The organism is Actinokineospora enzanensis DSM 44649 (assembly GCF_000374445.1).
Lineage (GTDB): Bacteria > Actinomycetota > Actinomycetes > Mycobacteriales > Pseudonocardiaceae > Actinokineospora > Actinokineospora enzanensis.
Genome location: NZ_KB894403.1, coordinates 345,212 through 369,295, shown reverse-complemented (window position 1 = coordinate 369,295; position 24,084 = coordinate 345,212). Strand labels below are relative to the sequence as shown.

Below are 24,084 nucleotides of genomic sequence, written 5' to 3'. Positions count from 1 at the left end.
GTCCGACGCCCGGCACCGCCTGCGGCCGAATCAGCCCGGTCGGGGCGGCTCGCCCTTCTTTCGTTCCGAGCGCCGCAGCTTGGCGCGCAGCGCCCGCCTGGCCACCGGGCCCATGTCCTCCACGACCTCCACCAGCGCGCCCAACCGGTCAAGCGCGTCCAGCGCGGACTCCGCGCCCGCCGGGTCCACGCCCTCGAACAGCTCCAGGCCGACGAACCCCGCGCACACCGCCCTGGTCAGTCCCGGGATGTCGATCACGTCCGCGACCGGCGAGTCCGCCAGCAGCCTGCGCATGGTCCGCTCGACCGGCTCGATCCACAGGTTCAGCGCGAACGCCGTCCACTCGGCCAGGTTCGGGTCCGACTGCGCGCCCGCCAGCATCTGCGCCATCAGCGTCACATGCCCGAGCGCGCGCTCCTCGGTGTGCAGCTCACGGCCGACCGACAGCAGTGCCCGCAGGTCGGTGACCTCGTCCAATCGGTGCAGGAACGTCTGCACGCGTTCCTCGGTCGCGGTGACGCAGGCCGCCCGCAGCAGCTCGTTCACGCTGCCGAAGTGGTAGAAGACCAGCGCCTGGTTGACCCCGGCGGTCGCCGCGATCGCGCGTGCCGAGGCACCGCCGAACCCGTGGTCGCGGACGGTCTGGACGGCACCGTCGATCAGGCGCTGTCGGGTGTCGGACATGGCGTCACGTTATCCGCGCACGGAGACGGTCGGGACGGCGCCGGTCCGGTCACCGCGAGTACCCGGTCCCCGGCCACCGGCGCGGCGGTGTCGGGGACCGGTCGGCGCGGTCCCGCACGGTGCCCGGGAGTGGTCGGGACAGGCGGTTGTCGGGGCCGATATCGAGGTAGGCGAACCAGGGTCGGCGAAAGCGGTCATCACCTGGACGGGTGAAACGGCAATTCCGCCCGAGAACAATGCCGGTCCGGTGATTACCGGACCCGCCGCCCGCCCGGGGGTGACCGCCGCGACCCCCAGGTCCGCGGCGGTCACCCCCGCGCCCGCGGCCGACGGCCGAGGCGGGGCGTCGGGCCGTGATCGCCGCACCCCCAGTACGGCGATCACGGCCCGACGCGACGGGTGGTGGGTCCGGACGGCGTGACCGGGCCCACCCGGCTCCCGTGTCATCCCCCACCCCCTCGGATTTGAGCAACTGCTCAAACGCACCCTAGATCGATTTGAGCGAGCGCTCAAGTGGCTGGGTCGACGACCGTGGACGCGGGCTGCCCCCTGGCGGGGTCGACCAGGCCCCGCGGGCGGGCGCGGCACCGTCCACTGGAGACGGCGTCGCGCCGGGGCGGATAGCGGAAACGGCGGGGAAACTCGGCGTGATCCGGATGTGCGAACGTGCACGTCCCGCACTGGACCAATCGCACACCACCGGTTATTGACAGCCCTTTGTCCAGTCGTTTCCCTGATCGCTTTCGCTAATCGTCGGAGCAATGGTCCAATTCCACTGTGGAGTGTGACAACCGCTGGTCGCGAGTCCCAGGTGAACAACCCTCACCTGTGCGCACGACCACCCGAATGTCTCAACAAGATCACGCGAACGGGAGCGCTGCCGCCGCTCCGACCGGCCCAGAGTGTGGGCTAACCCACGAAAGTGGTGTTCAGGACTGGGCCGATCGAGTGATGAAGTGGCAACGGGTATCCCCTTATCCGGATAATCCCCCCTATCCTGCGGCCCGCACACGTCGAATGAAGTGGGGAGTCGCGGAAGGTGTCGATCACTCGGCAGGGGTCCGACATGGAGGGACCGCGGTGTCCGAGATAACCGGCGTCTCCCGGCAGGTCCGGAGCAGGCCCGGAATGCTGGCCGACGAGTTCTACCTGTCCGGTTTGGACGACATGACCGGGGAGCAGCGGCTGCAGCCGCACGCGCTGGCGGTGGGTCTGGCCGCGGCCGTGCTCGGCGAGCTGGCGCTGCTCGGGCTGCTCGCGATCGACGACGGCAGGCTGCTGGTGCGCGAGTCGCCGAGCAAGGACGAGCTGCAGGAACGGGTGCGGCAGTGGGTGCTGCGCGACCGGTCCGTGGTCGTGGCGAAGGACTGGATCCAGGTGTTGGTCGCGCGGGATGTCGCCACCCTGGTCATCCACCGCATGCATTCCGCCAACAAAGTCGTGCGGGTCACTCGCAAGCGGCTGCTGCGCAAGCCACTGGAGCTGTATCTGCCGGAGTCGCTCAGCTCGGCTGCCGCCTCCGGGGTGCGCATCGCCGGGCACCTGAGCGAGCCGCGCGACCTGTCGCCGGGCGACCTCATGCTCGCCGGGCTGCTGCGGGTGACCGGGCGCGACCGCGAGGTCTTCAGCCACTGCGACCCGACCGTCCACACCGAACTGGGCGAGCAGCTCAGGCGCAATCTCGGCCATACCGGCGCGCAGCTGCTCCTGCACACCAGCGAGGTCCTGGTCGACCAGGCGCTCACCCCCCAGTTCTGACTGGCCCCGCAGTCAGGTTTCCGCTCGCGAGAAGGAGTCGTCCGTGCCCACATCCGCCGCCCAGACCCTGGCCGGGCAGCGCGTGTCCACCGCGGGAGTGGTGTTCTTCACCGCCTCCGCGGCCACGCCGCTGACCGTGTGCGCCGCCATCGTGACCACCGGCCTGGCCGCCACCGGCAAGCTCGGCCTGCCGCTGGCGTTCGTGCTGATCGCCGTCGTGCTGGCCGTGTTCAGCGTCGGCTACGTCGCGATGGCCAGGAAGGTGCCCAACGCGGGCGCCTTCTACACCTACATCAGCCAGGGTCTCGGCAGGCCTGCGGGCGTCGGTGCGTCGTGGGTGGCCATGCTGGCCTACAACGCGCTCCAGATCGGGCTCTATGGCGCCATCGGCACGCTCGCCCAGCCGCTGCTGCAGAAGTGGTTCGACGCGGAGGTGAAGTGGTGGGTGATCGCCCTGGTCGCCTGGGTGATCGTCGCCGTGCTCGGCCTGCGCCGCATCCGGCACTCCGCGCGAGTGCTGCTGGTGCTGCTCGCCGCCGAGATCGCCGTGCTGCTCATGTACAGCATCGCCAACCTCGCCCACCCGGCCGCGGGCGGCGTCAGCGCCGCGGGCCTGTCCTTCGGCGACCTGTTCGGCGCGGGCCTCGGCCCGCTGCTCGGCCTGGCCGTGCTCGGCTTCGTCGGCTTCGAGCAGAGCGCGGTGTTCTCCGAGCAGGCCAGCACCGGCGCCGTCCGCCGCGCCACCATCATCTGCGTCGCGGGCCTCGGCGTGCTCTACACGCTGTCCTCCTGGTCCACCATCCAGGCCGCGGGCGCGGCCGACGTCGTGGCCAAGGCCAACGCCGCGCCCGGCGGGCTGCTGTTCACCCTCGCCGAGCAGAACATCGGCGCCTGGGCCTCCGACATCGGCCAGACACTGGTGGTCACCAGCGTGCTCGCCGCGCTGATCAGCTTCCACGCCACCTGCTCGCGCTACACCTTCGCCCTCGGCCGCGACCGGGTGCTGCCCGCCGTGCTCGGCCGCACGACGCCGAGCACCGGCCAGCCCGGCCCGGCCTCGATCACCCAGAGCGTGCTCGCCCTCGTCGTGGTCGTGATCTACGCGATCGGCGGCTGGGATCCGTTCGTGCAGCTGTTCTACGTGGCGGGCACCGCGGGCGCGCTGGGCGTCCTCCTGCTGCTGTCGGGGACCGCGTTCGCCACGGTGAAGTACCTCAACGACAACAAGGACGAGCAGCACCGCACGATCCACAGGATCGCCCCGCCGCTGGCGGCACTGGCGGTCACCGCGATCCTGGTGCTCGTGGTCGCCAACTTCGCGCTGCTGCTCGGCCTCGGCGACACCCCGCTGTCCTGGGTGATCCCGGTGGTCTTTGCGGCCGTCGCGGTCGGCGGCGTCGTCTACGGGTTCGTGCTGCGCGCCACCCGCCCCGCGGTCTACGCCGCGATCGGCCAGGGCGCGCGCGCCGCCGCGGCGGCCGACCTCGCCGACCTCCAGACGCGATGACCGTCTCCCGTCGACCGGCCCCGGACACCCCGGGGCCGGTCGGGCGCGCCGCCACCGCGGACGTGCCCGCCTGCGCGCTCCTGGTGGCGCGGGCGTTCGCGCCGCTGCCGCAGACGGTGTGGCTCATCGACGAGCTGGCCGACCGGGTCCCGGTGCTCGCCGCGGACTTCGAGATCCTGGTCGAGCACGCCCTGGCACACGGCCGGGTCGACGTGATCGGTGCGGCGGGGGAGCCGCACGCGGTCGCGGTCTGGTTCCATCGGGACCGGGAGATGCCGGAACCGGCCGACTACGACGCCCGCGTGGCCGCCGCGACCGGCCGCTACGCCGACCGGTTCCGGGCACTCGACCACGCCTTCGAGTCGCACCACCCCGCCGAGCCGCACCACCATCTGGCGCTGCTGGCGGTCGACCCCGACCGCCAGGGCCAGGGCCTGGGCGCCGCGTTGCTCGCCGAGCACCACGCCCGACTGGACGCGGCGGGGGTCGACGCGTTCCTGGAGGCGAGCACTGTGGACAGCGTCCGGCTCTACGAGCGGCACGGCTACCGCGCGCTCGGCGAGCCGTACCGGCTGGCCGCGGACGGGCCGCGCATGTGGCCTTTGTGGAGGACCGCGCGAACGTGACCGAAAAGGGCTGGGAAATCCTGTTTGGATAGTGCACGATCCCGGCCATGATCTCGCCTGACGCTCCACCGCCCGAGCCGCCGTTAGTCATCGTGCCCGGCACCCCGCCCGCGCCCCGGCACGCCCCGAGCGCGGTCGTCGTGGTGGCCGCCGTGATCGGGCTCGTGCTCGGCGCCGGAGGCATGGGCCTGGCCTGGATGCTGTCCGGCAGTTCGGGCGCCACCGCCGACGCCCGGGAGGCGTGCGTGCTCCTGGAACGCTCACTGCCGATCCGGCTGGACGTCGCCTCCGGCAACCGGCTCGGCGCCGCGGTCATGCTCGCCCAGGCCGCGGCCGAGACGGACTCGACGTATCGGCCGCTCGCCACCTCGGTGCTGACGATGCTGAAGGCCTATCAGGGCACGAAGGTCGAGGACCCCGAGTTCCAGGACCTGCTGGCGAAGACGCGGAGCATCTGCGGCGAGGTCTGACCCCGTGCCGGGTACGCTGCTCGAAGGTCGATCTTTTCGACCTGGGGGAGGGGCAGGATGAGTTCCTCGAACGAGTCGGATGCACCTCCAAACGTGGGTGTCGGCGGAGTACTCCGCCGACACCCACTCTCCTGATCGACCATGTCGAGCCCGAACACATCGGCGTTGCCCCCGTACATGGGTGCCGGCGGGTACTCCACCTGCACCCACTTTCCTCAACCGGCCATGCCGGGACCGAACACCTCCGCGTGGATCCGCTCGGCGGGCACCCCGCGTCGGATGAGGCCCGCGCGCATCGTGCTCATGAACGGCATCGGGCCGCACAGGTAGGCCCGCACCCCGGCGGGCAGCGGGATCGCGTCGATGTCGACCCGGCCGGTGCGGTCGCCGCCGGTCTCGTACCAGGTGAGCTGTTCCGCGTCGGTCAGACCGCCGGTCAGGTGGGCCATCTCGGCGCGCAGCGCGTGCCGGTCCGGGTGGCGCTCGGCGTGCGCGAGCACGACCCGGCGGGTGGGGTCGGTGCGGGCGATGTCGTCGAGCATGGCCGCCGCCGGGGTGATGCCGACGCCCGCGGTGAGCAGCAGGACGGGCTCGCCGTCGGGGCGCAGGGTGGTCTCGCCCGCGGGCGGCCCGACCAGGAGCGTGTCGTCCGCGTGGACGTGCTCGTGCAGGTGGGTGGACACCGCGCCGTCCGGGGCGCCGTCGAGACCGCGGACCCGGCGCACGGTGATCCGCAGCGACCCGCGACCCGGCCCCTGCGACAGCGAGTACTGGCGAGGCTGCCTGCGCCCGTCGGGGAGGTCCACGGCGACCGAGATGTACTGCCCCGCCACGAAGTCCGGTACGACGCCCGCGTCGTCCGGGACCAGGGTGAACGACACGGTGTCGACGGCCTCGTCCTGCCGTTTGGCCACCCGCCACCGGCGCCACACGGTCGCCGCGTCGATGCCTGCCTGCTGGTAGAGGCGGGCCTCGGCGGCGATGAGCTCGCAGGCCAGCAGCCAGTACACCTCGTCCCAGGCCGCAGCCACCGCCGGGGTCACCGCCGCGCCCAGCACCGTGCCGACCGCGCCCATCAGGTGCCTGCCGACGACCGGGTACTGGTCGGCGCGGATGCCCAGCGAGACGTGCTTGTGCGCGATCCGCTCGGCGATCGGGCCGAACGGGGCCGCGTCCGGGTCGGTCAGCCGGTCGGCGTAGGCGACCACCGCGGCGGCGAGCGCGCCGCGCTGCGCGCCGGTGGCCTGGTTGCCCTGGTTGAACAGGTCGAGCAGCTCCGGGTGCGCGTCGAACATGGCGGCGTAGAACACCCCGGTGATCTCGGTGGCGTGTGCGCGGACGACCGGAAGGGTCGCCCGCACGATGTCGTGGGAACCGGTGGAGAGCTTCGCTTCGATCACCCTTCCACGGTGCGGCAGGCGGCGCCCCGGATCGAGAGGAGCAACGGACGGATCACAGAGGTCTTAGGTCCCGGTCCGGGGTGCCGCCATTCGGTCTATCTCGTTAGCCTGAAAAGGTTATGGGGTAAGGCGATGCAGGTCCCGGGGGAACAGTGTCGTCTCACGGATGTTGGGCACGCCGAGCAGCCGCGCGGTCCACCGTTCCAGGCCAAGGGCGAAGCCGCCGTGCGGGGGCATGCCGTGCGCGAACGCCGACAGGTAGCCGCGGTAGGGCTCGGGGTCCTGGCCGCGTTCGGCGAGGGCGGCCAGGTAGTCGGCGTGCCGGTGCAGGCGTTGGCCGCCGGTGACCAGCTCGACGCCGCGGAACAGCAGGTCGAAGCTGTTGGAGTAGTCGGGGCGGGCCGGGTCCGGGTGTGTGTAGAAGGGACGCTTGCGCATGGGGTAGCCGGTGACGAACAGGAACTCCGAGCCGTGTTCGCGTCGGGCCCATTCGGACAGCAGGCGCTCATGGGCCGGGGCGAGGTCGGGTTCGCCGCGCGGGTCCTCGGATGTGTTGCGGGCCAGGAGTTCCTGCGCTTCGGCGAAGTGCAGGGTCGGGATCTCGCCCGGCACCTCGGGCGGTGTGACGTCGAGGACGCGCAGGGACTTCTCGGCGGCGGTCACCATTCCCGCGATGGCCTCGCGAAGCACGCGCATGACGTCGCCGTGGTCCTCGACGAACCCGAGCTCGGCGTCGAGACTGGTGTACTGGGCCAGGTGGCGGGTGGTGTCGTGGGGTTCGGCGCGGAAGACCGGCCCGGTCTCGTAGACGCGTTCGAAGACGCCCACCAGGGCCTGTTTGAAGAACTGGGGGGACTGCGCGAGATAGGCGCGGGTGCCGAAGTAGTCGATGCCGAAGACGTTGGCCCCGGACTCGGTGGCCGACGCGACGATCTTGGGCGTGTGCACCTCGGTGAACCCCATCGCGTCCAATGTGGACCGGAAACCGGCGACGGACGCCGCCGCCGTCTCGAACCTGGCCCGCAGCAGCGGGTGGCGGAGAGCGACGGGGGCGTTGTCGAGAAGGGTGGGGAGGGTCGCCGGGATGGTGGGGCGGTAGAGGTCGAACGGGGGTGGGGAGTCCGGTGTGGACAGGACGGTGATGGTGGCGTCGGTGATCTCGACGCCGCCGGGGGCCTGCGGGTTGTGGGTGGCGGTGCCGGTCACCGTGACGACGGACTCCTCGGGCGGGGGAGCGCCGGTGGTGACGACCTGGGTGATGCCGGACCGGTCCCGGACGATCACGAACGTGACGGACTTGAGGTGTCGGCCTCGGTGGACCCAACCGGCGACGCGCACTCGGCTGCCTGCGTGGTCGGGGAGGTCGTTCGAGAGAACTCGGGAGATCATCGCCGCTCCTGACGGAGTTGGGGTGATCCCTTGGGAGCGTGGGCGAGAAGGGGGCTCGCGGTGCCACCACGCTTTCGTCGCCTTGTATGCGACCTCGGGGCCCGGTGACGGGGGCTGGCCGGCGGGACATCGGGTGTCCCCACTGGGGGTGGGGACCGTTTCTTCCCGCACTCGGGAGGGTCTTCGCCGCCTGGGTCCGAGGCCGCCGTCTCAGCTGGTGGTGGCTCTCTGTGCTCGGGGGTCCGGGGGCTACTTGGCTCCGTCTTCGTGTTGATGGGGAGGGTAGGGGGTCGGTGGCTTGGCCCGCCTCCGGTTTTCGGGCATCCGGGCTTGATCGCACAGCGGGTCGGCTCCCCGTGGGAGCCGACCCGCTGTGCCGGTGGTGCTGTTGTCGTGTGGGTCAGTAGCGGAACCGGGAGACCATCTCCTGGAGGCGGCCGCTCAGGCCGGAGAGTTCGTTGGTGGCCTGTTCGGCCTCGTTGACGCCTCGGGTGGTGTCGTCGGCGGCGCCCGCGACCTCGGTGATGGCGGAGGCGATGGAGTTGCTGCCGTTGGCGGCCTCGGAGACGCTGCGGCTGACCTCCTCGGAGGTGGCGGACTGCTCCTCGACGGAGGCGGCGATGGCGGACTGGAACTGGTTGACGCGCTCGATGACCTGGACGATCTGGCCGATGGCGGAGACGGCGGCCTCGGTGTCGGTCTGGATGGCGGCGACCCGGCGGCCGATGTCCTCGGTGGCGTTGGCGGTCTCCTGGGCGAGGTCCTTGACCTCGCCCGCGACGACGGCGAAGCCCTTGCCTGCGTCACCGGCGCGGGCGGCCTCGATGGTGGCGTTGAGGGCAAGCAGGTTGGTCTGCTCGGCGATCGAGCGGATGGTCTTGAGGACGTCGCCGATCTCCGCCGAGGAGGAGCCGAGCCGGGTGATGATGTCGTTGGTGTGCTGGGCGGTGGCGGTGGCCTCGGCGCCGACCTTGGCGGCCTCGGAGGTGTTCTGGGCGATCTCGCGGATGGAGGCGCCGAGCTGGTCGGCGGCGGCGGAGACGGTGCCGACGCTGTCGGAGACGCGGGCGGCGGCGTTGGAGACCTCCCCCGCCTGGCGGGAGGTGGACCCGGCGGCGTCGGAGACGCGGATATTGGTGGCGGTGAGGCGGTCGGCGGAGCCGGACAGGGCGGTGGCCGAGTCGGCGACGTCGGAGACGACCGTGCGGATCTGGCCGACGGCGTTCTGCAGCGCGTGGCCCATCTGACCGATCTCGTCGTGCGAGCTCAGCGTGAGCTTCTGGGTGAGGTCACCGGCGGCGACGCGGTCGGCGAAGTCCTGCAGGCTGCGGACCGGGCGGCGGATGCTGCGGCTCAGCGCCCAGCCCAGGCCCAGCGCGAGCAGGACGCTGATGGCGATGACGCCGATGGTCAGCCAGCGGGAGGTGGCGGTCGAGTCGGCGATGGTCTGGCGCTGCGCGGCGGCGTAGTCGACCAGGGACTGGGTCAGCTTGGCGAAGCCCGCGTTGACCTTGGGCAGGTTGGCCTGCGCCTCGGCGTTGTACTTCTGCTCGTTGGCGGCGTCCCCGGCGGCGGTGGCGGCGCGGCGCGCCTTGTGCGAGGCCCAGAAGGTCTGGTTGTCGGCCATCAGCTGGGTGAGCGCGGGCTGCAGGCTCGCGGGCACCGAGGTCTTCAGCTTGGCGAAGCCCGCGTCGGCGTTGGCCAGGTAGGAGTCGCGGCCGGAGGTCAGGCTCTTCTGCGCGTCGGGGTCCTTCACGGTTTCGAGCACCACGTCGGTGAGCAGGCCGGTGAGGTTCGCGGTCTCGGTGGCCTTGATGTCCACCAGCGGGGCCACCGTGTCCTCGGAGATGGCGGTGGCGCGGTCGCGCAGGTCGTTCTGCTGGACGATGCTGAAGACACCCAGCCCGATGACCACGATGGCGAGCGCGAGGAACGCGCTGAACACCCGGGTCCGCAGACTGCGGTTCAACGGGTTGCCTGACACTGCAGTGCTCATGCGAAGCTCTCCTGTCCGGACCACGCTCGATTGTCAGCCCCCACCTGGAGCTTCGCCTCTGCTATCGGCAGCGCCCGGACACGCTGAAGCAAAATGGTGGAATCGCTGTGACCCCGACCACCCGTTGGTGTTTGTTGGCTCGGCTTCGCCCCGCGTGGTGGTCGAGTCAAGGGTGTCGGGTGGGGGCGAGTGTCATGAGCCGATGGTCGGGGGCGCCAGCGTCCTGTGTCGCGCAGGCATTGTCGTGGGGGCCTCGTACGATCCCGCGCCATGACGACCACACCGAACGACGTATCCGCTGGCCGCCCACCTGTGGTCGACCTGGCCACCTGGCAGGCGGCCAGGGACGAGCTGCTCGTCCGCGAGAAGGCGCATACCCGCGCGGGTGACGCCCTGGCCGCGGCTCGCCGCAGGCTTCCGATGGTGGAGTTCGACGGGGCGACCGAGGTCGTCGGGGCCGACGGCGCGGTTCCGTTCCTGGATCTGTTCCAGGGACGCGAGGAACTCATCGTCTACAAACACATGTGGTACGACGGTGCCCCGCACCAGGGCCAGTGCGAGGGCTGCACGAACGCCGTCTGGCACCTCCAGGACTCGGCCTACCTCAACGCCCGCGGCGTCTCGTTCGCGGTGGTCACGACCGGCCGCTGGGACGAGGTGGCCGCCTTCGTCGGGTTCATGGGCTACACCCAACCTTGGTACTCGGTCCGTGACCTGCCCGAACCGGTCGGCGGGGACATGGGCCACCTCACCACCTTCCTGCGCGACGGCGACCGCGCCTTCCTCACCTACTCCACCACCGGTCGCGGCACCGAGGGCGCCACCCCGTCGTTCAGCCTGCTGGACATGACCCCCTACGGTCGCGGCGAGACGTGGGAGGACAACCCCGATGGCTGGCCGGAGGGCCGCCACGCCTGCTGGACCTGGCGCTCGGACGTGGACGGGAACCCGAGTTGGGGTCCGACCAGCCGCCCGACTCCCCAGTGGACCCGCCCCGGCGTGGCACCCGCCGACACCCTCGGCCGACAGGAGAACTGCCACTGACCCACCTGCCGGACCATCAGTCCCGATCGCCACCGAGCCGGGCGGCCGCGGCGCGCAGTGCCTCGGTCACCCGGGTCGTGGCGTCCGAGAGGGTGTGCGGCAGGTGGGCGATGACGAGGCGGCGGCGTTCCTCGGGTTCGCCGACCACCCGCAGCGCCCGCACGCCCGGTGGCAGCGCGGGGACGAGCAGGGCGGGCACGGTGGTGATGCCGCAGTCGGCCGCCACCAGGCCCAGTCGGGCCTGCCAGTCGCGGGCGACGTGGTGGATCTCGGGGCGTTCGGCCAGGCCCGGCCAGACGCCCAGCGGGGTGCCGTCGCCGTCGGGGCGGCCGGTGATCCAGCGTTGCCCGCGCAGGTCGGTGACCGTCACGACCTCGTCGGACGCCAGGGGATGCGCGGTCGACACCGCCACGCACAGGTTGCGTTCGGCCAGGACGCGCACGACGAGCGCCGGGGAGTCGTTGTCCGGCGGGCGGAACGGCGGCGCCGAGGCCAGCACGGCGAGGTCGAGTGTCCCGGCGCGCAGTGCCCGGACCAAGGCGGGTGTGCCGCCGTCGCGGGTGTGGACGGTGATGCCCGGGTGCGTGCGGCGCAGGTCGGACAGTGCGGTGGGCAGCAGGACCGCGCCCGCGCTGGGAAACGCGCCCAGGCGGACCGTTCCGGTCGACACCGGCAGGCCGCGCAGCTCCCGGTCGGCCGCGTCGATCTCGTCCAGCACCACCGCCGCCCGCCGCAGCACCAACCGGCACGCCGGGGTCGGGACGGCGCCGTCGTGCCTGCGTTCGAACAACTCCATCCCCGCCGCCCGCTCCACGGCGGCCACCTGTCGCGACACCGCCGACTGCGTGTAGCCGAGGGCCGTGGCGGCGGCGCTGAACGTGCCGCGTTCGGCGATCTCCCGCACCACCCGCAGACCGACCAGCGACACATCGGTGAAGTCCATGAGCATTACGCATACCACGCATGCCGAACTCTCGTTGGACGCATACCCCGGACACCCATAACGTCGAGGCATGACCACACCGCGCACCGCGCTCGTGACCGGCGCCAACCAGGGCATCGGCCGCGCCATCGTGACCGAGCTCGCCCGCCGCTGGACCCCCGCCGACCGAGTGCTGCTGACCGGCCGTGACGCGGACCGGGTCGCGGCCGCCGTCCGGGAGATCGGGCACCCGGGCGCCCGCGTCGAGGGCGGGGTCCTGGACGTCGGCGACCCGGTCGCGATCGCCGCGTTCGCCCGCGACCTCGGTCCCGTCGACGTCGTGTTCTCCAATGCCGCCACCCGGCTCACCCCCGACCGCCCGCAGGCCGACCAGGCCGGGGAGTTCGTCGCCGTCGCCAACGGCGCCACCCACGCCATGCTGCGCGAGGTGCTGCCGAACCTGCGCCCCGGCGGCCGGTTCATCGTCGTCGCCAGCGGCTTCGGGCAGCTGCACAACCTGCCCGAGCACCTGCGCCCTCGCTTCGACGGCGCCACCCTCGACGAGGTCGAGCGCGTGGTGGACGGCTGGCTCGCGGCCGTGCTGGCGGGCAGCGCGGCGGCTGAGGGCTGGCCGGAGCTGATCAACACCACCTCGAAGATCGCCCAGGTGGCCGCCGTGCGCGCGGTCGCCCGGGAACGCCGCGACGCCGACCTGGCCGCGGGCACGCTGATCGCGTCCGTGTGCCCCGGACTGGTCGACACCCCCGCGTCCCGCCCCTGGTTCGACGACTTCAGCCAGGCCCGCACTCCCGCGCAGGCCGCGACCGCGCTGCTCGACTTCGTCCTGGCCGCGCCGCCGCGCGCGGAGATCTACGGGGAGCTGGTGCGCGACGGTGGGGTCCTGCCCTGGAAGCATGATCACCCGGGGGCCCGCTGACACGTTTGCCCCGGATGGGACGATCACCTCGACATGGGCGTCGAGACCGACCCGATCAGCGGGCGCCGCACCGCCCGTCTGCGCCGCAGCCGGGGCCGGGTGGCGGCACTGCGCGCGGACACCCGCGACTGGTTCGACGACCGGGCGGGGCGGGTCGAGCTGGCGCTCTTCGGCCCGCAGCTCGATCAGGTGGAGACCGTCCTGTCCCGGATGACCGACGCGCTCGACGCCCGCGCCGAAGTCCTCGCGGCGATCGAGGAGGACGGCCCGCTCTACGAGGAGTGCAGGCTGCTGGACGAGCAGATCTCCCTGGTGCGCCGCACCTTCGACTGGTACGTCGACAAGTACGACCAGCGGCTGGCCGAGCGGACCGCGCCCACGCTGCGCGCCGCCGACCGGATCGTGCTCAGCTGTTGGACCGCGCCGTTCGCGCGGTTGGGGCGCCGGGCCCCGACCGGCCCGTTGAGCTACCTGGACGCCCGCTTCGACGCCTTCGCCACCGTGCGCGAGTCGGTGCCCGCGGATCTGCGGGCACCGGCGGACGCGGTGGTCGCGGAGTTCGTGCGCGAGCTGCCCGTGCCGGTGGTGGCGTTGCCGGACACCGCGGTGCTGGAGCCGTGGTGGCTGGTGCTGGCCGCGCACGAGACCGGCCACCACGTGCAGCGCGACCTCGACCCGGGGCTGCGCCGCGCGACCAGCGACGCGGTGATGGCGGCCGGGGGCGCGGTGGGCGGCTGGTGGTACGGGTGGGCGGTGGAGTCCTTCGCCGACGCCTTCGCGGTGTTCACCGTCGGCGCGGCGGGCGCGTGGGCGGTCGACGAGCTGACCCACGGCAGACCCCGCGCCCTCGTCACCGAACCCGACGGCGCAGGCCGCTACCCGCCCGCCGCCGTGCGCACGGCACTTCTCGGCGAGCTGGCCGCGCTCGCGGGCGTCCCCGACCCCGGGCCGGGCGCGGCCGAGATCGGCGCGTGGGTGGTCGGGATCCCGGCGGCCGAGATCGGCGAGTCGGCCCGGGAGGCCGTGCTGGCGCACCTGCGCGTGGTCCCGGACGTGGCGGCCGCGCTCGCCGGACTGACCGTGGCCGGGCACACGCTGCCGCAGCTGTGCGGGTGGACCCCGGAGGCGTTCAGCGCGGGCGGCAAGGTCGAGCAGTGGGCGCGGCAGTTGCCGACCGACGCGCCCAACCCGACCGGGATCGAGGCCGGGGCCGCCGCTCGCTGGGGCGTCGCGGGCGGGGTGGCCGCGGCGGCCCGCGCCGAGGCCGGGGACCTGGACCGGATCCGGGTCAACCTCACCGAACAGCTGGCGCTGTGCGGGCCGGACGGCCACCTGGCGGGCGGCGACGAGGCCGACGTCGACCCGATCGCCGAGCGGCTCACCGACCGCCTGCTCGCGCACCGGCCGGTGATCACCTGATGCGCCGGGTCGTCGTGGACGTCACCGTCGACGCCGCCGCGGGCTGGCGGGTCGAGGTGCACGTCGACAAGACCCCGCTCGTGCCGCCCTATCCGATGGCCCGCGCGAAGGTGGCGGGCCGCGTCCTGCCCGCCGTCCCGGCCACGCGCGGCGCCGTGCGGACGGGCGAGTGCACGAACGTGCTGGTCGCCGCCGCCGCGCAGCCGTTGCCGGACAAGCCCGTACTGGATGGTCCTGCGCTGGATACCGCCGCACTCGACAATGCCGTGCGGGACAAGGCCGTTCGGGACAAGGCCGTTCGAGACAAAGCCGTTCGAGACAAAGCCGCGCTGGACAAGACTGTGCTGGACGAAGACCCGCCACTGGGTTCCGACGGCGCGACCATGCCCGCGCTTGCCGGACTGGCCGGGGCGGCGCCGCTGGTGCCCGACGATCTCGGCGGGCTGCTCGACCGGATCCGGCGCAGGCAGGGCGCGCCCGACGACGTCGCCCGCTACGGGCGCTGGCTGTTCGACTGCCTGCTCGCCCCCGCGTGGCCCGCGATCACCGCGGACCCGGGGGTGGCCGCCGAGCGGGCCGTGGAGATCGCCCTGCGCTGGCCGGTGGACTGCGGCGACCTGCACCGCCTGGTGTGGGAGTCGATGCGGGACGAGACCGCGCCGCTGGCCGCCTACCCTGGCCTGGTCGTGGCGATCACCCGCCTGGTGCCCGGCGGCGCGCCCACCGCGCGGCCGGTGGTGGACATCCCGCGGGTGCTGTTCGCGACCAGCGTCGCGCAGTCCGACCCGGTGATCCGGCCCGGCGCCATGTACATGGGGCTGCTGCGCGGACTCGACGCCGAGGGCCGCTGCCGGGCGACCGCGGTGCAGGAGGCGTCCACCGACAGGCTGGCCGAGGCGTGTGCCCGCTACCAGCCCGACATCGTGCACCTGGTCGCGCACGGCGTGCTTCTCGACGACGGCCGCGGCGCGCTGCGACTGCCGCGCGGGCCGGGCGAGCAGGACGGGGGTCGGCGACGCGGACCGGTGGCGAAGGACGCGACAGCGCTCGTGACGGCCCTGTCGGCGGCGAAGCGGCTGCCGCTGGCGGTGGTGCTGTCGGCGTGCAACACCGCGTCGGCGGGGGAGAGTGTCGACGACCCGACCGACGCCTCGCCGCTGGCCGCCGAGCTGGTCGCCGCGGGTGTGCCGATCGTGTCGGCGATGGCGGGCGAGATCGGCGAGACCGCCTGCCGCCTCTACACCCGCCGCCTCGCCCAGGCCCTGCACGAGGGCACGCCCCCGGTGGAGGCGTCCGCGCACGGGCGCCGCGCCGCGCTGATGGGCGGGGCATCGCCGGACGCGGTGATCGACTGGGCGCTGCCCACGCTCTACCTGTCCGAGCACCTCGACCCGGACCTCGCGGTGGTCGACGCCACCCGCTCGCGCAGGCTGACCAGGGTCGGCGAGGTGCTGGAGCTGCGCCGCGAGCCGGTGTTCATCGGCCACGAGGTCGTGTTCGACCGGGTCGACCGGATGCTGCGCGACGAGTCGACCTCCAGCGTGCTGTCCGTGCTGGCCACCGGCGCCATCAACGCCCTGGGCGGTACGCGGCTGCTGCGCGAGATCGGCTGGCGGGTGCTGCGCGACGGGCACCTGCCGTTGTTCCTGGGGCCGCCGTTCAGCCTGCGCCCCAGCGGCGCGCACGACCTGCTCGGCCACCTGGTCGCGCAGGTCCTCAAGCTCATGGAGGTGCTGCGCACGACGCCGTTCCTGCCGCGCACGGCGCTCGGCGAGCTGTCCGCCCTGCAACGCAGGAACCTGCGCGCGGAGTTCGACGCCGAGGCGGCGGACCGGGAGGGCGAGCCGATCGGCATGGCGCGCAAGCAACTGCTCAAGCTGGTGCAGGATCGCGCGCCGATGGACCCCTCCACCGTGCGCGGCAGGCTCGCCGACGACCTTGCCCGGCTCGCGGAGGCCGTCGCCGAGTGGGGGCACCCGTTCGGCGAGCACACCCGCGCGATCCTGCTCTGCGACGACGTGCACCGCTGGAGCAGCCCGACAGATCTCGTGCAGGACGCCCCGGTCAGCGCGCTCGGCCTCCTGCTGGCCATGCTCAGCGCCAGCGGCCTGGGCGACCCCGACCACGCCCTGCCGGTGGTGCTCACCGCGTCCATGACCGCCGAGGCGGGACCGGTGGTCACCGAGGAGATCCGCAGGCTGCGCGCGCACGAGCTGCGGCTGGAGGAACTGTCGGAGAAGGACCGGGTCCTGGGCTACGAGTGGGTGCTGCTGCACCCGTGGACCACCCGCCCGCCGGAGGACCGGGAACTGTTCGGCGCCACCTACACCGCCGGGCCCGACCGGGCCAACTGGGAACGCATGCTCGCCGCCGTGGGCGGTCAGCCCACCAGTGTGGAGGGCAAGCTCTACTACACGATCCAGGGCGCGTTGCCGTTCAAGGGATGCGTGCGCGGCGACGACGAACGGGCGTGGCACGCCTACGTCGAGGCGAACAAGGGGTATCGGCTGTGAGCGAGGACGCGGTGGCGGCGATCGCCGAGCGGGCCAACGCCCAGCGGCTGGGCGCCTTCGAGCCGGACCTGCTGCTGCCGCTCGCCGTCGTTCCACAGTGGACCGATCAGGCGGCGGTCGCGGCCGGGGTGGTGACCCGCGACGAGCTGACCGGCACGCTGGCCCGGCTGCGCGCGGCGGGCCTGGTCGAGGTCGGCGAGCGGGTCGAGCCGGACGGGCAGGTCGGGATCTCGTTCTGGCTGCGGGAGTCCCAGCGCGGCGCGGTCGCCGCGCACCTGGCCCGGGTCACCAGCGGTCGCGAGATCATCGCGGGCATCCGGCGGGTCGTGGCCGCGCTGCGCGGGCTGGACGGCCCGCGCGCCGACTCGCCGGTGCGGTGGCTGGCGACCGCCGCGGAGTCCCTGCTCGACGGCCGCGGCGCGGGACTGATCGACCGGGTGGACCGGCTGGTCACCGACGGCCTGTCCAGCGCGGCGCTGGAGCTGGTCGCCGCCGCCCGCGCCATCGGCGACGTGTTGGGCGAACCGCTGCGCTCCACCGCCCGCCGCGCGCAGTGGCGCCTCGACCGCGGCTACCGGGAGGCCGTCGACGCCCGCGCCCTGCGCCACCACCTGCCCCGCCACGACATCGACACCGCACTGCGCACGCTGCTGCGCAGCCCGGACCGGTCGGACACGCACTGGGCGCTGCACCTGCTCGGCGATGGCGGCATGGGCAAGACCATGGCCGTCCGCGACCTCACCTCCGGCCGCTTCGCCGCCCGGCACGGCCTGGACCCGTTCCCGGTGTCCCGGCTGGACTTCGACCATCTGGACCCCAGCTACCCCGACCGCAAGCCGGGCGAGCTGCTGCTGGCCCTGGTCGCCGACCTGTCCGGGCACACCGGCACCCGCGACGCCGCCCGGCACGGCCGCCGCTTCGACGACGCCGTCGGCCGCATGCACGAGGCCCTCGCCGACCGCTCCCGCGCCGCCGCGCTCGACAGCCTGCTGGACGAGACGGTCGACGCGTTCGCCGAGTACCTGCGCAGGCTCGCGCCCCGGGTCGTGCTCGTGCTCGACACCTGCGAGGAGCTGACCAAGCTCTACGCCGCGGGCGGCCGCGCGCCCGCCGTGGACCGCACCTTCGACATCCTCGAACGCCTGCACGCGCACAACTCCGGCGTGCGGGTGGTGTTCGCAGGACGCCGCTGGCTCGTCCCCCCGCGCGCGGGCACCGCGGCGCTGCACGGCACCGCGAGGATGTCGACCCTGGTGCTGTCCCCACGCCCGTACCTGGACGTGTTGCCCGTCAACGGGTTCAGCCGCGCGGAGGCGGGGGAGTACCTGGCCCGCCGCGACACCGACGGCGTGCTCGCCCCCGGCCTGCGCGACGGGCTCGTCGCCCAGGCCACCCGCGCCGACACCGGCACGGTCAACCCCTACGACCTCGCGGGCTACTGCGACTGGGCGCTGGCCGAACCCGACCTCGACCCGGAGACTCTGCGTGCCGACGGCGACCCCTACATCGAGCAGCGGATCATCGCCCGGCTCACCGACCCGGCCGTGGTCGACAGCCTGCCCATCGCGGCCACCCTCGGCCGGTTCGACCATCGCATGGTCGAGCCCGCGCTACGCCGCCGCGACCTCGACCCGGACGCCGCGTTCTCCGGCCTGCTCGCGCAGGAATGGGTGTCGGTGGAGTTCGACGCCGACGGCGCGCCCCGGATCATCGAGATCGACGAGCACCTGCGCGACCGGCTGGTCGCCGTGATCGACGCCGACCCGACCCGGTTCCGCCTGGACCGGGACCTGCTGGCCGACGACATGGCCGCGCTGGTGCGCGAGTGCCCGCTGCCGGACCTGCCGATCGAGGCCGTGGAGAACGCCCTTCGGCTGCTCGACCCGCTCGCCGCCGGTGACATGTGGACGGTGTTCGAACAGCGCGTCACCGACGAGGACCAGTGGGGCTGGGCCGCGCAGGTGCTGCCGCGCGCGGCCGCGGTGGAACACGCGCTGCGCGGCGGTGGCGACCCGACCGTCCTCGGTGCCATCCGCGCCACCCAGGCCGCCGCGACCCTGCGTCAACCCGGCAGGCCGGGACTTCTCGGACTGTGGCGGGAAGTGCGCGAACTCGGCGCCCGTCACCCCGACCCGGACACCGCGGCCGCGCTGAACCTGCGCGCCACCGCCGGGATGCTCGCGTTCGAACAGTCCGGTGTGCAGTGGGAGACCGGCGTGTTCGATGGGCTCACCGGGGAGAACCACGGCTCGGTCGCCGCGCTCGCCGAGTCCCACACCGCGAGCACCGAGCTGGTCAGCGGCCCGGGTTCGGCCATCATCATCCGCACCTTGACCGCCCACGCCGAACCCGAGTTCCAGGTCGTCGGCAGGCTGCTGCGGGCCGCCCGGCACCTGATGTTCGCCGAGGTCGACCAGGCGATCGCGGACGCCGAGGCCGCCTTGGCGATCGTCCTGCCGGACGAGCCGGGCCGCTGGACCGACTGGGTCGCGCCCCGGCTGCGCCACCGTGCCCGGCTCGTCCGCGTCGTGCTGGCCATGATCGCGGGCGAGCCGCCGACCGCGCTCCGGCTGGACGACTGGGTCGACCAGGTCCAACCGCACTTCCACGACATCGACGGACACCGGCTCGTGGTCGCCGCCCTCGCGCTGCGCGCCGACTGGGCGGCCGTGCGGATCCTGCCCGACGGCTACTACCCGATCACCCTCCTGCGCCGCGGCAGGCCCACCCAGTACTGGCACCACGTCATCCCGCCGCTGGACGTGCTGTGGGCGCGCGAGGCCGACCCCGCCGAGCTGGCCGAGAACATGGACACCATCGTCCGCCACCGCGACGCCGCCGTCGCCGCGGGCGACGCCCCGGACACCATCGCCGCCTGCGACGCCGCCATGATCGAGCTGACCCGCGGCGCCCGTACCGTGCTCACCCACACCGTGGAGCGCATCGCCCGCGAGGGCGGCCCGCTCGCCGGAGCCGCCTGGGAGGCGCTCGCCCTGGCCGAGGGGCGCAACTCGCCGTCCCGGCAGCTCGCGGGCGGCTGGAGCGGCTGGATCCGCACCCGCATCGCCCGACCCGGCAGGCCGGTCGCCGAGGACTACCAGGTCACCGACCTGGCCGCGGTCGACCAGCGGACCAGGCCCCGGCTGTTCGTCCGCGCCGACCAGCTCCAGATGGCCCACCACCTGGGCACGCCGGTACCGGACGAGATCGCCGACGGCGCCAGGGTCGCCATGCTGCGCACGCTCGACGACCCCGCGACCCGGCGCCCGGAACGGCACGACCACCTGGCCGCCGCCCTGCGCGTGCTGACCCTGCTCGACCCCGGGAGATGGGGCGACGCGCAGTCCTTGCTCGACCGGTTCCCGGCCCGGCTCATCGCGCGGACCGCGCAGGCGGAAGGCGAGCTGCTCGCGTTGAACCTGCCGTTCCACGGCCTGTTCCTGCTCGACCTGGCCCGCGTCAAGTACCAGGCCGCGGGCGACGAGGCAGGCACCCGGCGCTGCCTCACCCTGCACGCGCTCGCGTCCTCCCGGGCCGGGTTCACGATGGGTTCCTCCCCGGAGCGGCTGGGCACCGGCCTGGGCGACGGCTGGCGCCGCCGCACCGAGATGGCGATCCGGGTCGTCACCGGCGATCTCGACGGACACCCCGGCGACCCGGTGCCGGAACTGGACCCCCGACCGGTCGCTCGGGCGGGCAGCCCGACCGGCGCCGGGGACGTGCCCTTCGGCCAGGGTGTCCCGGTCGATGCCTGGCCATGGAACGGGGTCCCGTTCGGCAACGGGGTCCCGTTCGGGCACGGAACCCCCTTCGACGATGGCGGGTCGCACCGGAGGCACGTGCCGTACGAGGCCGAGGTGCCCTTGGACGAGCCGTATGTGACAGTCCAGCCGGGCACGGCCGCGCGCCCCGCGCAGGTCGGCGACACCGACGGCGCGGAAGCCCGCCCGCTCGGCCCCGCGAGCCGCCCCGACGAGGCCGGGCCCGAGGTGGTCGAGCCGGGCGGCGGCTGGTGGCGACGACGGCGCCAGCGCCAGCGCTACTCCCAGCGGACCGTCAGCGTGCGGATGGGCGACCCGCTGTGGTGGTCCGGCAGACGCGTGCAGATCGAGGACAACGGCCTGCTCCTGGTGACCGAGGGCCCGCCGGTTCTCGAACAGTTCCCGTTCGACGGCGACTCGCTGTCCGCGCTATCGGCCGCCGACCGGGCGTGGATCGAGACCAAGGTCCCCTATCTGATGCTGCCCGTCCTGCACGCCGAGTCGGACAACGCGATCCCGTACGGTATCGAACGCGACATCGGCCGCACCGGCGGCAGACTCGCGGGCCACGAGGTGCTGTGCGCGCGCTTCCGCGACGCCGAGGAGGCCCGCACCCGCACCTTCCGCGACGACGGCCGCTTCATCGGCCCCTGGAACCTCAACCCCGGGTACGGCGGCCAGACCGCGCCACCCGGCGTCACCCGGGGCAACCCGGCGCGGCGCCCGATCGGCGTGCTGCACATGGTGGGCACACCCGTGCGGACCATGGCGGGCTGGTGCCTGCGGGTCTCGGACCGGGAGTCCGGATCGGAGTACGAGCAGACCGCGCGCGGCACCTACACCGGCGAACGCCTCCTCTCCGCCGACAGCGCCCGCTCCGATGGCGGCTACTTCGTCGCCCCCGCGCTCACCGTGCTCCAGCCGGAACCGGTCGAGGGCGGCGTCGCCGAGCCGCTGGGCGACCTGGCCACCGGCATGTGCGGCCTGGCCGAGGACTTCGCCTTCGACGGCGCCGTCCTGGTCCTGCCGCAGTTGCCCGACCGGCTCGGCACCGACCTCGCCCGGCGGGTCAAGGCCAGGTTCACCGGAATCACCCGGATCCACCCCGGCGAGATCCTCGACCTCGCCCACGAGCTCCGCACCGAGATCGCCCGGCACGAGAGCCCGCACGCGCGGGACCAGGCGGCCTGGGACGTCCTGCTCTACCTGTGAAAGGAACCCCCGCCGTGCCCGACTTCCGCCGCGCCCTGTGGACCGAGGTCCGCGAATGGTTCAGCAAGGAGTCCGACCGCTACACCTTCGCGTTCCTGCCCGACCCCGACGGCGCCCCCGTCGTGCCCAATGCCGGATACCTGCGGATCTTCTTCGCCGAGGGTTTCCTGGCCGACCAGCGCACATGGGGCCGGAACCAGTTCCCGGCCCTGCACGGCGGCGTGTCCTTGAGCATGCTCGGCGGCACGCCCGCGTTCACCACCCTGGCCCGCCCGCCGGACAAATGGACGACGCCGGGCGCGCAGGTCGACTTCCCGATGACGGCGCTGTTGCCGTTCACCGGGGGCGTGGTCGAGATCGAGGCCGCGCTGTACAAGGCAACGACCGACGGTCCACTGGGGACGGCCGTGGGCCTGATCGGCAAGCTGGCCACGTTGCTCGGCCAGCCGCTGGCCACCGCCGCCCAGGTGGCCGACAAGCTCTCCGACGGCCTGGACGCGATCCTGGGCGCCTCCGGCGACACCCCCGTCCTGGGCCTGCACGCCGCCCTGACCTCCGGCGACGGACCCGCGGTGCTCCGGCCGGGCCACTTCGTGCTGTTGTCCGCGCCGCCCGCCTCGCTTCGCGGCACACCCGAGATCGCCGACGGCCGCCTGCGGCTCCGGGTCGGCGACGGCCTGGAGGATCCCACGGGCGTCGACTATCTGGTCATCCGCGTGCAATGCCTGACCGAACGCGACGACTGGCGATTCCCCGAATTGGACGAGCTCATCCGGATCGCGGGCGACGCGGCGATCCATCACCGGGACGAGGAATTCCAGGCCAGACGGACGGAAGCCATCTCCCGCGCCTACAACAATCCGGACCTGACCCCGCCGGACCGGCGCCGGGTCGCACTCCTGGTCAAGTCCGAACTGGATTCCCTGGGGGATCTCGGGATCATCCCCGGCCCCGCGCGCACGCTGGCGACCATCGCCGACCGATTCCTCCCGGCCGCCGATGACCACCGCCTGGCCGGTCTGACTCTCGCCGGACTCCTGGCGAGCTGACCGATAAGCCGAACGGCAGAAGCCCGACCCGAGCCGAATCCGCATACCCCGACACTGTTTATCTGTTCATCCCCGACCGCTCTTGCCCGGGAACGGTTCCGGCGCCAACCCTGGACGCACCGAAGACGCCCAGGGGAGGACCGTCCATGCCCAAACGCCTACTCACGGCCGCGCTCACCATCGTCCTGTGTGGTCTCACCAGCATCCCCGCCCAAGCCGTCACCGGAACCGGAACCAGCGCCTGGAACCTCAACCCGGTCCCGCTCGACACCACCTTCCGCGGCGGCCAGTACGTCCTGCAGGACCCCCAGTCCCCCGGCATCTACTGCCAGGACGGCACCACCAGGACCACCTTCAGCTCGCCGGACAACACCTGGGGCAACGGGGATCCGGGCGACCGCGAGACCGCCTGCGTGGACGCCTTCTACGCCGCCCAGACCTTCCGCCGGATGACCGTCGACTGGCTCGGCCGCAACGGCGCCTCCGGCAACGGCCGGGAGTGGTACCTCACCGTCGGCGGCAACGAGACCCCCGGCCAGCCCGGCCGCGTCGTCATCCCGCGTACCCGGGAGGGCGCCTGGGGCGGCACGCTCGACGTCATCGGGCACGAGTACGCCCACCTCGTCGACACCAACACCCCGGGCGGGCTCTCCGGCGGCGGCACGTCGGAGTTCATCGCCGACGCGTTCGGCACGGCTGCCGAGTGGTACGCCAACCAGCCCGAACCCGGCGACACCCCGGACTTCCTGATCGGCGAGCGGGCCAACCGGCCCGACTCCGGCGCGGTGCGCAACATGTACCACCCGTCGCTGACCGGCGGCCTCGACTGCTACAACAGCACCGTCCCCACCCAGGAGATCCACCGCGCCGCGGGCCCCGGCGACCACTGGTTCACCCTCCTCGCGCAGGGCTCCAACCCGACCACCGGCCCGGCCAGCCCCACCTGCGACGGCTCGACGATCACCGGTATCGGTGTGCGGAACGCGATCCGGGTCCTGTACGTGGCCATGCTGACGAAGAACCAGAGCTTCTCCTATCCGAAGTACCGCGTTGCCACCCTGGCCGCGGCCAGGAACCTCACCCCCGGCGACTGCGCCACCTACAACACCGTGAAGGCGGCCTGGAACGCGGTCTCGGTCCCGGCCCAAACCGGCGAGTCGTCGTGCCTGACGCCGCCCGTTCGGAAATTCACCCCCCGCTCTCCGGCTAACGACTGAGGAAACGGGAGCCCGGGTCGCGGTGAATTCGGTTCTTCGCCGTACCCGGGCGACCGGCCGGTCCGGCAGCGTCCACTGTGACCGGTCAAAAAGCCGCTGAACTGCACGATCGCGTTGATCAAGCCGGTGTTACCGGCCGCGTGCCGCCCGATCCGGTGTACCCGGGAATCAACCGATCGA

General features: G+C 73.0%; 16 protein-coding genes. 11 read left to right on the top strand and 5 right to left on the bottom strand.

Going from position 1 to position 24,084, the window contains the following annotated elements; translation table 11 throughout:
• Positions 1-30: 30 nt before the first annotated feature.
• A complete protein-coding gene (locus C503_RS0101585) occupies positions 31-684 on the bottom strand; it encodes a TetR/AcrR family transcriptional regulator (protein WP_018680440.1) in 654 nt (217 codons plus the stop codon).
• A 1,080-nt stretch (positions 685-1,764) separates the two neighbouring features.
• On the opposite strand from C503_RS0101585, the gene C503_RS0101580 reads away from it, so the two are divergent.
• From C503_RS0101580 to C503_RS37340, 4 genes are read left to right on the top strand one after another with little or no spacing between them, the layout of a single operon-like run.
• The gene (locus C503_RS0101580) at positions 1,765-2,442 is read left to right on the top strand and encodes a GPP34 family phosphoprotein (RefSeq protein ID WP_169514478.1); all 678 of its coding nucleotides are present in this window, start codon (positions 1,765-1,767) and stop codon (positions 2,440-2,442) included.
• Positions 2,443-2,485: 43 nt separating this feature from the next.
• Positions 2,486-3,949: an APC family permease gene (locus C503_RS0101575; protein WP_018680438.1), complete on the top strand. Its 1,464-nt coding sequence runs from the start codon at positions 2,486-2,488 to the stop codon at positions 3,947-3,949.
• Positions 3,946-4,575, top strand: a complete 630-nt coding sequence (locus tag C503_RS37345; RefSeq protein ID WP_018680437.1) for a GNAT family N-acetyltransferase — start codon at positions 3,946-3,948, stop codon at positions 4,573-4,575. The genes C503_RS0101575 and C503_RS37345 overlap by 4 nt, the downstream gene beginning before the upstream one ends.
• A gap of 47 nt (positions 4,576-4,622) precedes the next feature.
• A complete protein-coding gene (locus tag C503_RS37340; RefSeq protein WP_018680436.1) occupies positions 4,623-5,045 on the top strand; it encodes a hypothetical protein in 423 nt (140 codons plus the stop codon).
• A gap of 215 nt (positions 5,046-5,260) precedes the next feature.
• On the opposite strand, the gene C503_RS0101560 is transcribed toward C503_RS37340, so the two are convergent.
• From C503_RS0101560 to C503_RS48400, 3 genes are all read right to left on the bottom strand, one after another.
• Positions 5,261-6,445 (bottom strand): globin domain-containing protein, encoded by a 1,185-nt coding sequence (locus tag C503_RS0101560; protein WP_018680435.1) that lies wholly within the window; start codon positions 6,443-6,445, stop codon positions 5,261-5,263.
• A 117-nt stretch (positions 6,446-6,562) separates the two neighbouring features.
• On the bottom strand, positions 6,563-7,834 hold the full coding sequence (gene aspS, locus C503_RS0101555; protein ID WP_018680434.1) for an aspartate--tRNA(Asn) ligase: 1,272 nt from the start codon (positions 7,832-7,834) through the stop codon (positions 6,563-6,565).
• A 400-nt stretch (positions 7,835-8,234) separates the two neighbouring features.
• A complete protein-coding gene (locus tag C503_RS48400; protein ID WP_026315885.1) occupies positions 8,235-9,830 on the bottom strand; it encodes a methyl-accepting chemotaxis protein in 1,596 nt (531 codons plus the stop codon).
• 270 nt (positions 9,831-10,100) lie between these two features.
• Here C503_RS48400 and C503_RS0101545 point away from each other — a divergent pair, with 270 nt between their 5' ends.
• Complete coding sequence (locus C503_RS0101545) at positions 10,101-10,874, top strand: DUF899 family protein (RefSeq protein WP_026315884.1); 774 nt, start codon at positions 10,101-10,103, stop codon at positions 10,872-10,874.
• A 16-nt stretch (positions 10,875-10,890) separates the two neighbouring features.
• Here the strand turns inward: C503_RS0101545 and C503_RS0101540 are convergent, their stop codons facing one another.
• Positions 10,891-11,817 (bottom strand): LysR family transcriptional regulator, encoded by a 927-nt coding sequence (locus C503_RS0101540; RefSeq protein ID WP_026315883.1) that lies wholly within the window; start codon positions 11,815-11,817, stop codon positions 10,891-10,893.
• A 70-nt stretch (positions 11,818-11,887) separates the two neighbouring features.
• Here C503_RS0101540 and C503_RS0101535 point away from each other — a divergent pair, with 70 nt between their 5' ends.
• From C503_RS0101535 to C503_RS37325, 6 genes are all read left to right on the top strand, one after another.
• The gene (locus C503_RS0101535) at positions 11,888-12,733 is read left to right on the top strand and encodes an SDR family NAD(P)-dependent oxidoreductase (RefSeq protein ID WP_018680430.1); all 846 of its coding nucleotides are present in this window, start codon (positions 11,888-11,890) and stop codon (positions 12,731-12,733) included.
• Between the two features lie 33 nt (positions 12,734-12,766).
• The gene (locus C503_RS37335) at positions 12,767-14,152 is read left to right on the top strand and encodes a hypothetical protein (protein ID WP_018680429.1); all 1,386 of its coding nucleotides are present in this window, start codon (positions 12,767-12,769) and stop codon (positions 14,150-14,152) included.
• Positions 14,152-16,665: a CHAT domain-containing protein gene (locus C503_RS37330; protein WP_018680428.1), complete on the top strand. Its 2,514-nt coding sequence runs from the start codon at positions 14,152-14,154 to the stop codon at positions 16,663-16,665. The genes C503_RS37335 and C503_RS37330 overlap by 1 nt, the downstream gene beginning before the upstream one ends.
• Positions 16,662-21,638 (top strand): ATP-binding protein, encoded by a 4,977-nt coding sequence (locus C503_RS0101520; protein WP_018680427.1) that lies wholly within the window; start codon positions 16,662-16,664, stop codon positions 21,636-21,638. The genes C503_RS37330 and C503_RS0101520 overlap by 4 nt, the downstream gene beginning before the upstream one ends.
• 14 nt (positions 21,639-21,652) lie before the next feature.
• Entirely contained in the window at positions 21,653-22,687 is a 1,035-nt protein-coding gene (locus C503_RS0101515) for a hypothetical protein (protein WP_018680426.1), read from the top strand.
• 146 nt (positions 22,688-22,833) lie between these two features.
• Entirely contained in the window at positions 22,834-23,904 is a 1,071-nt protein-coding gene (locus C503_RS37325; RefSeq protein WP_018680425.1) for a M4 family metallopeptidase, read from the top strand.
• Positions 23,905-24,084 lie beyond the last annotated feature (180 nt).